The sequence below is a fragment of the Rhodobacter sp. P2_H5 genome, assembly GCF_056403335.1.
Window position 1 is genome coordinate 1 of sequence record NZ_JBFUFS010000039.1, and the last position, 7,784, is coordinate 7,784.

Annotated in this window: 6 protein-coding genes and 1 pseudogene; 2 read left to right on the forward strand and 5 right to left on the reverse strand. The window is 59.6% G+C overall.

Going from position 1 to position 7,784, the window contains the following annotated elements:
* Nucleotides 1-120 (forward strand): annotated as a pseudogene (locus AC1DVR_RS23170) (integrase core domain-containing protein); the annotation flags it as partial.
* 121 nt (nt 121-241) lie between these two features.
* Here the strand turns inward: AC1DVR_RS23170 and AC1DVR_RS23175 are convergent.
* From AC1DVR_RS23175 to dcm, 5 genes are read right to left on the reverse strand one after another with little or no spacing between them, the layout of a single operon-like run.
* Nucleotides 242-2,005 carry a DEAD/DEAH box helicase gene (locus tag AC1DVR_RS23175; protein ID WP_478002991.1) on the reverse strand — a complete coding sequence of 588 codons (1,764 nt, stop codon included), beginning with the start codon at nt 2,003-2,005 and terminating at the stop codon, nt 242-244.
* Complete coding sequence (locus AC1DVR_RS23180; protein ID WP_478002992.1) at nt 1,998-2,828, reverse strand: HNH endonuclease; 831 nt, start codon at nt 2,826-2,828, stop codon at nt 1,998-2,000. The genes AC1DVR_RS23175 and AC1DVR_RS23180 overlap by 8 nt, the downstream gene beginning before the upstream one ends.
* 1 nt (nt 2,829) lies before the next feature.
* Nucleotides 2,830-4,458 carry an ATP-binding protein gene (locus AC1DVR_RS23185; RefSeq protein ID WP_478002993.1) on the reverse strand — a complete coding sequence of 543 codons (1,629 nt, stop codon included), beginning with the start codon at nt 4,456-4,458 and terminating at the stop codon, nt 2,830-2,832.
* 27 nt (nt 4,459-4,485) lie between these two features.
* Nucleotides 4,486-4,965 (reverse strand): very short patch repair endonuclease, encoded by a 480-nt coding sequence (locus AC1DVR_RS23190; RefSeq protein WP_478002994.1) that lies wholly within the window; start codon nt 4,963-4,965, stop codon nt 4,486-4,488.
* On the reverse strand, nt 4,958-6,031 hold the full coding sequence (dcm, locus tag AC1DVR_RS23195; protein ID WP_478002995.1) for a DNA (cytosine-5-)-methyltransferase: 1,074 nt from the start codon (nt 6,029-6,031) through the stop codon (nt 4,958-4,960). The genes AC1DVR_RS23190 and dcm overlap by 8 nt, the downstream gene beginning before the upstream one ends.
* A gap of 594 nt (nt 6,032-6,625) precedes the next feature.
* Here dcm and AC1DVR_RS23200 point away from each other — a divergent pair.
* Nucleotides 6,626-7,725, forward strand: a protein-coding gene (locus AC1DVR_RS23200; RefSeq protein ID WP_478002996.1) for an IS3 family transposase whose coding sequence is annotated in 2 segments (ribosomal slippage) — nt 6,626-6,887 and nt 6,887-7,725 — 1,101 coding nt in all. Because the reading frame shifts where the segments join, the coding sequence is not laid out codon by codon here.
* Nucleotides 7,726-7,784 lie beyond the last annotated feature (59 nt).

Sequence of the window (7,784 nt, forward strand, 5' to 3'; positions counted from 1 at the left end):
CTGTTCTTTGGCATCGACCATGCCCGCGAAGCCGTGGCGCGCTGGACCCACACTTACAACACCGAGCGGCCCCATTCTGCCCTCGGCTACCAGACCCCGGCGGCCTTTGCCGCCCAACTCGCCGCAATGGGCGATCAGCTTCGCGCATTTGAACCGCTGCGCAGATCGCCCATTGCTCCGTCGGCGCAATCGCGCCAAATTCAACCGCCGACTCTGGCCTCAGCTGGGTGAGCATTGGGGGTCACAGCAGCACGGTTTCGTTGGCGAGGTTGCTCTTCCAGCTCGACCTATCAATCATGACCTCTTCGACTGTGTCCTTATAGAAGAGGCGGTAGACGGTCACCGGTTCTGTCTGCCCGCGGCGATGGGCGCGGGCGCTGGCCTGGGCCTCCAGTGCCGGATTCCAGACCGGCGTATAGTGGATGACAACCGTCGCGGCGGTGATGTTGAGGCCGGCACCCGCCGCCTTTGGATTGAGAATCAGGCAGGCGGGCCCTACATGGGCCGCGAAGTCGTCGATGATAGATTGCCGGTCCTGCTGCGGGGTTGATCCGTTGATCGCTCCCCAATATGTTGCGGGATATCCGCGGCACGCCTCGCGGATCAGATCGCCGATCCGGTTGAACAGGGCGAACACGATCACCTTGTGCCTGTTGGCGAAGGCCTCCTGCAACAGCTCGACCGTCCGTTCCATTTTCGGCGTGACCAGCGGCAGATCCTTAGCTCGCTCGATGGTTGCGTTTTCGATTTCGCCTTCAGGGCCAGCGTTTTGCCGAAGCCATGGGTGGGCGCAAACGAGTTGCAACTGCAATGTCGTGACCAAAGCGCCGGCCACGGGATACTTGTCCATCGTCGCGGATCGCACGGCATTATAGTGGTCGACGAGCCTGTCATCGAGTTCCAGCGGCAGGTCGATGTCGATCCGCTCGGGCAGGTCCCCGGCCACATCCGCCACGCGGCGGCGCAGGATGATCGGATCGGTTACTCGGCTAAGGGCTTGCCCCGCCTCGACCGTATCGGGGAATTCTATCTCGAAACCGGCACGGTCGCCCAGAATGCCGGGGATGGCGAAATCGGTCAGAGACCAAAGATCGAGCAGAGTGTTCTCTACCGGCGTTCCCGTCATCGGGATCGAATGCCTCCGGGGGATCGTGACGACGGCCTTGCGGCGATTGGACTCCGGGTTCTTGATTGCCTGAGCCTCGTCGCAGATCACCCAAGACCATTCGAAGGAAGAGATCATGGCAATGTCATTCACCATCGTGTCATACGTCGTGATCACCACTGGCGCCGTCTGCAGGTCGCGGTAAATGCCGGCACGATGGACGCCGCGATGAATCAGGACCGAGAGGGAGGGGGCAAATCTTTCGATTTCGCTGACCCAGTTCACAATGAGGCTGGTTGGACAGATGACCAAGGCGGGCGCTTCCGGCATTGGGGGAGATTTCATTAGTAAAGCAATGATCTGAAGGGTTTTTCCCAACCCCATCTCATCCGCGAGGATCAGGCCGCCGGTGCGGCGGAGCGTCTCCCACATCCACCGGACACCACGCGCCTGATAGGGGAACAGATCGGCCTTGAGCCCGTGGATTTCGATTTCCGGCAGCAGATCCTCGGCCGCTATTTTGCCCGAGTTCAGCACCTCTTCCAGTGCCTTGACCCGGAACGCATCCGACTTGAGCCGGATGAGTGCGAGGGCGGAAGCATACGACAGATCTCTCGGGTCGGCTCCACTCAGCACTTGGTCGAACTCCTTCGGAATATCCGACGGCAAGGGCCGCAAAACCGCGCCATCGACAACCCAAGTATGGGCATTGGACGGTGCTGCCATGATAACTTCCGCTCCCCGCAGCATCCTGCGGCCAGCCAGCCGGGCAACAATGCGCGCCCCCTCGCGTTGAAGCAGAATAATCGGATCGACTACCCGTTCCGACAGGCTGAAACCGTCGGGCACCGCAGAGCGGAGGTCGTCGAAGCTTTCGGACAGCGATGCCGGATCAACCATTTATCGCCTCCATCAGCACCTTCAGGTCCTGCACGGAAATGGGGACCGGCCGCTGCGTGTGAATTGCCCGGTGACAGTTCGGGCAGACCGGCACGAGGTCGATCGCGGGGTCATACGGGCGCGGCTCCGCCAGCCGTGACAGCGGCTCGAGGTGATGGACTTCGATGATCGTTCCCGCTTTTTCACCATAGCGCCGTTTCGGTTCCAGCCCGCAGACTGCGCATTTCTCGCCCTTGAGTCGGATGCACAACAGCCGGTTTCGAGGGTTCCTCTCACGCCGCCGCACCACGGATTCGAGGATGGCCCCCTCGAAGGCCAGCTCTTCAGCAGCGCCTGTCGCATCCTCAATTACGTCATAGCCGATCAGTTCGGCCATTGCTGCCATGATCGGAACGATCACCTCCCGGCAGGTGCGCGTGACAGTAGCGTCGACGTCCGAACTTTCCGGGTGACGAACGGTCGCCACGATCCGGAAGGTTCCGTCCCGGACAAGCCAGCCGTCCCGATCCTGATCGCCGAATTCCAGTTCGACGTCGCTCGGAATCGAGGCCACCAAGGCCCTGGCGAGGCCGACGTCCTCCTCCGATGCCGCAGATATCTGACCCAGAACTTCGCCCGAGAAAGAACCGAAGGTGAGCGTGACCCTGTGGCGCCGCAGGCCATGGGAACGGAGTTCTGCGAGCGGGCCGTGTCTTTCATCAAGATCGGCGAACCGGATGCGCATGGCGGAAAGCAGACCGGACTCGTCAACCGACAGCCCGATTTCGGCACCGGTGCCTTCCTCGAGTTCCTGTCTGATTAGCTTCTTGCGCGTAGCGATCATGTCATTCGTCGTCTTCGTCGATCAGTTCGGACGCTGCGGGTTCCGGCACATTGCGCAGTAACTTGCGAAGATTGTTGGAGATTTCCTCGCGGATATCCTCGAAAATCGGCTCCAGTTCAGGATTGGTGTTGTTCTGCTCTGCCATCGCGAAGGCCCAGAGCAGCAGGTCCATGCCCTCGACGGCATAGCCGTTGGCCGCCGCACGCTGATAGATCTTCTGGTAGAAATCATGATGCTTGTTCAGCTGCACCCCCGGCACGTGATTGGTGCTTCCGGGGCTGCGGTAGGCCGGCTCCCACAGGTGGCCCGTGGTTATGGTGGTGACAGCCTCGACATGCACCGCATCCGGACTGACATTGCTTTGGATCGGCGCCCTGATCCGGATCTTCGGTCCGCGATTGTTGGAAATCTCTGCCGACTGCGTGGCCGGGTCAACCGATGCAACCTGTGGTTTCGCAGCACTGTTGGTCCCCGCGATGCTCTTGTTGGCGCTGGTGTGATCAACGGTTTTTTTCGTGTTGGCATCATCGCGGTTAGTGCGGCGATAGCGCTGGCCAGCCTCGCGGAAAACCGGCTGCAACAATTTGCGCAGGCCCTCCTCCAGATCGGGGTGAAAAAGTATCCGCGACTTCTTGACGTCGACCCTGAAGGCTTCGTCCAAGGCATTCCCGAAATCAAACTCAATCCGCAAAAGTGAGGTGTGAGGTTCCGGCGAGCCAAAGACATCAAGCCATCCACCATCTTGGATCAGCCGGCCCTCTCGATAGACATAAAAACCTTGGGCCCTGTTCGATATGCGCGCAAACTTGGCGTTCTCTTCCTTGGTCATGTCGTTGCCGTGGGGCAGGATCCACGCTTTGATGACGGCAACGTTTTCGTTGCCATCGGGCATTTCCACGACGATATTCTGCTTGCTGGGATGGAGTTCCTGCTTGGACCGCTCCGGGTAGAAAGGGTTCCATGGAACGACTGTTTCACCGTTGATATGGATATCGACCGTGCGCTCGCGCTCGTCCTCTTTGTCGAGGAACCGATGGAAGATGAGCGATATGTGTTTTCCAAGGCTTTCGGCCATCCGTGTGATGGCCGCCTTTTCTTTCGAACCCGGCTCATAGTCCTTAGACAGGATCCGGTCGCATTTTTCCCAGATCACAAGGGTTCCGGTCTCGCCACAAAGCGCCTCGAAACTGTCCTGCTCGTCCGCTGTCACCGGCTCTCTCAGCATCGCCCAGTCATTGAGATCGGCCACATGGTCCAGATCCCAGGTGAGTTTCGCAAAAGGCTGGCCGGCTGCCTTCCGCGAGATCAGCGAAAATCGCAGGCAAACTGAGCTTGATGCCGTCTTCAAGCCGAGGCCGAATTTCCCGAGGCTCTGGCGACTCGCCCGTTCGGGAGAGCCGTAGCGCATCGCCTTCCAGACTCCGTCGGCGTCCATGCCCTCGCCATTGTCTCCGAAGCAGACAATCTTGCGGCCGTCGGCCATCAGCTGAATGTCGATATTCACCTCGGTGGCGCCTGCGGCGATCGAATTGTCGATGATGTCGGCCGCGGCTGTCTTCACATTGTAGCCGGTGTCCCGGAATCCGAATATCGCTCGCGCCGCATCAGGTGGATTGACCAGATCATTCATGTCCGCATTTACCCCATCTGCCGTTGATCAATGATCCGGTGTGTTTTCATTGTCCCGGGTTCCAGTCCCGGAAATCTCCCCGACAGGATCACCACCCTGAAGCCAAGAAACAATAGCGTTTACAAGGCAATCCACAGAATTCGACTTGGTGGCGCATTCCCATACCACCAATACGCGCCATCCGTCCTGTCGCAGCAATTCCGCCTTGGCCATGTCACGCCGCCGATTGCCGTCGAGTTTTTCCATCCAGAACCCGGTTCGGGTGTGGGGAGCACGGAAATACTTGCAGCCTTGGTGCGCGTGCCAGAAGCATCCGTGGATGAAAATCACTGCCCGGAAACGCGACAGCACGATATCGGGACGACCGGGCATTTCCGCGACATGCAGACGATACCGGAAACCGCGTGCATGCAGATCGCGCCGGATCAACATTTCAGGCTTCGTGTCCTTGCTCCCGATCCGGGACATCATCTCGGATCGGGTCATTGGTGGCCTGAGTTCAGCCACGCAGCCCCCGCTTTGGATGCAATGCGACCGTGTTGGCGATCCAAGGTGCCATGGCCTCGGCGATCGCCACAGCCACTGGAGCCGCAACTGCGTTGCCGAACTGGCGGTAAGCTTGGGTGTCGGAAACGACAATTCTCCATGGGTTGTTCGATCCGGGACGGTCAAACCCCATCAGTCGGGCACATTCGCGGGGCGTCAGCCGGCGGGGAATGTCACCCGGTTGATCGATCAGGATCTCCGATCCGTCCTTATAGTAGCGGGCGCTCAATGTGCGGGCCACATTGCTTGGCCCGGAAAGTCCGAAACCGAACCCGTTTCCGGCAGCCTTGTGCTTGGCAGCATATTTCTGAAGATATTCCCAAAGCTTAGGCGTCAGGGTGTATTTCGCGGCCACTTCGGCATGGTCTCCGACCGTGTAGGGCGTCTCCACCGCTTCGGAACCATCGCCGGGATGAAGAATGCTCTCGAGGGTTGGGTTGGGTCCCTCCGGTAGCACCACATCGTCGAGTGAGAAGTGCGTTGGCCAGTCTTCCCGGAACCCGACGATGAAAATCCGCTCGCGGTGCTGAGGCACCCAATGGCGTGCATCGATGACCTTGTGGTCGATGACATAGCCTAGTTCGTTGAGTGCATGTGTGATCACACGGAAGGTGTTTCCCTTGTCATGCGACAGCAGATTCTTCACGTTTTCCAGCAGGAATGCTTTAGGGCGATGATGACGTAAGATCCGGACCACATCGAAAAACAGGGTGCCTTGGGTCTCGTCCGCAAACCCATGGGCCCGGCCAAGCGCGTTCTTCTTCGAGACCCCGGCGATTGAGAATGGCTGACAGGGGAATCCCGCCAGAAGCACATCATGTGCCGGAATGGCTGACTCGTCGATAGCGGTGATGTCGCCGTTGACCTCGTGATGGTCATCCTCGAAGTTCGCCTTGTAGGTTTGCTGTGAGAACTTGTTCCATTCGCTGGTGAACACGCAAGTTCCGCCGATGGCCTCGAACCCAATCCGCAGCCCACCGATGCCTGCGAATAGATCTATGAACCGGAACCCTTGGCCTGTCTTCATCAGTCTGCGCTCCCGGCATGCACCACCACATCCTGGATGGCCGCATGAATCTATCTCAACATCTCACTAACAGAGTGTGTAGCGGGTGAAAGAAAAAATCCAGGTCAGTTCCGCGGTCCGCGCACGGAACATGGCATTTCCTGTGGAAAAGGTTCCGATCTACCAACGCTGCACTCCTGCCCAATTCTGGTCAGCGCTAGTGCCGACGCATTCAATCGGCTTCGAGAACGACTGCCTTCTCGTTCATGCGCACAACGGTGGGCAGGCTCATTCGCGCGGGCTGCCCAAAGCGCGTGCCGAGGTTTCTTGCCGATGCCGGGCGGCCCGTCCAGCAGAGTGGGCGGCATTCGAAGTCCTAGATTTCCAGCTTTGACCGAACGACGCATCTTGTGACAGCCGGTTTCGATCACCGGTGCCATCCACGGAAATTCCGCTTGCGGGGCTGCGCCAACTTATCGGCATGATACTCGGAAGTGACCTGTCCCAAAAGAACGCCCTGCCGAAGCACCGCAAGTTGTTTCGCATCGTGTTTGACCTGAGCCCGTGAACCTCCTCCAGATTTTGGTAGAGTCCGTCCACGCAAGGAGACGGACAATGAAGCAATCGCGGTTTACGGAAGCGCAGATCATTGGGATTTTGAAGGAGCAGGAGAGCGGATCGCCGACGGTGGAGGTCTGCCGCAAGCACGGCATCAGCTCGGCGACGTTCTACAAATACAAGGCCCGGTTCGGCGGCCTGGATGTCTCGGAGGCTCAACGGCTGAAGGCGCTCGAAGACGAGAACGCCAAGCTCAAGAAGCTTCTGGCCGAGGCGATGCTCGACCTGGCCGTCCTCAAGGATGTCGCATCAAAAAAGTGGTAGCGCCCGACGCGAAGCGGAAGGCGGTGGCGCATGTCGTGGCGGTCCACGGTGTAAGCCAGCGTCGGGCGTGCGAGGTGCTGGCTGTGGATCGGTCGAGCATCCGCTACAGGAGTGTCCGGCCGGACGACGCTGCCGAGAGGGCAGCGATGAAGGCCGTCGCGGCTGAGCGTCGCCGGTTTGGCTATCGGCGCATCCACATCATGCTGGAACGGCAGGGGATAGTGATGAACCTCAAGAAGTTGCGCAGGCTGTACAGCGAGGAGCGGCTGCAAGTTCGCAAACGCGGCGGGCGCAAGCGTGCCTTGGGAACGCGGCGTCCGATGGTCGTGCCGCAGGCCGCAAACGAGCGCTGGAGCCTCGACTTCATCAGCGATGCCCTTACGGACGGTCGGCGTTTCCGGGTTCTGGCGATCGTGGATGATTTTACGCGGGAATGCCTGACGCTGGTCGCAGACACATCCTTGTCGGGCGCGCGGGTCGTGCGGGAGCTGGACGCGGTCATCGCTCGACGGGGGCGCCCGGGCACCATCGTCAGTGATAATGGGACGGAGTTCACATCAACCGCGATCCTGTCGTGGTGCCAGAGGACCGAGACCTCTTGGCACTACATCGCGCCCGGAAAGCCCATGCAGAATGGCTTCATCGAGAGCTTCAACGGCCGCTTTCGGGACGAGTTCCTGAACGAGGTGCTGTTCTCGACCCTGACCGATGCCCGAGTCCAGATCACCACCTGGAAGGAGGATTACAACCACCACAGACCCCACTCGGCCCTCGGGAACATCCCACCTGCCGAGTTTGCCACGAAGATCAGACTGGAAATGATGGCCGCATAGGCCCAGAAAGCAACCCAAGGACTCTCCCCAATCCCGGAGGGAAGACGGGGCTCAGGTCA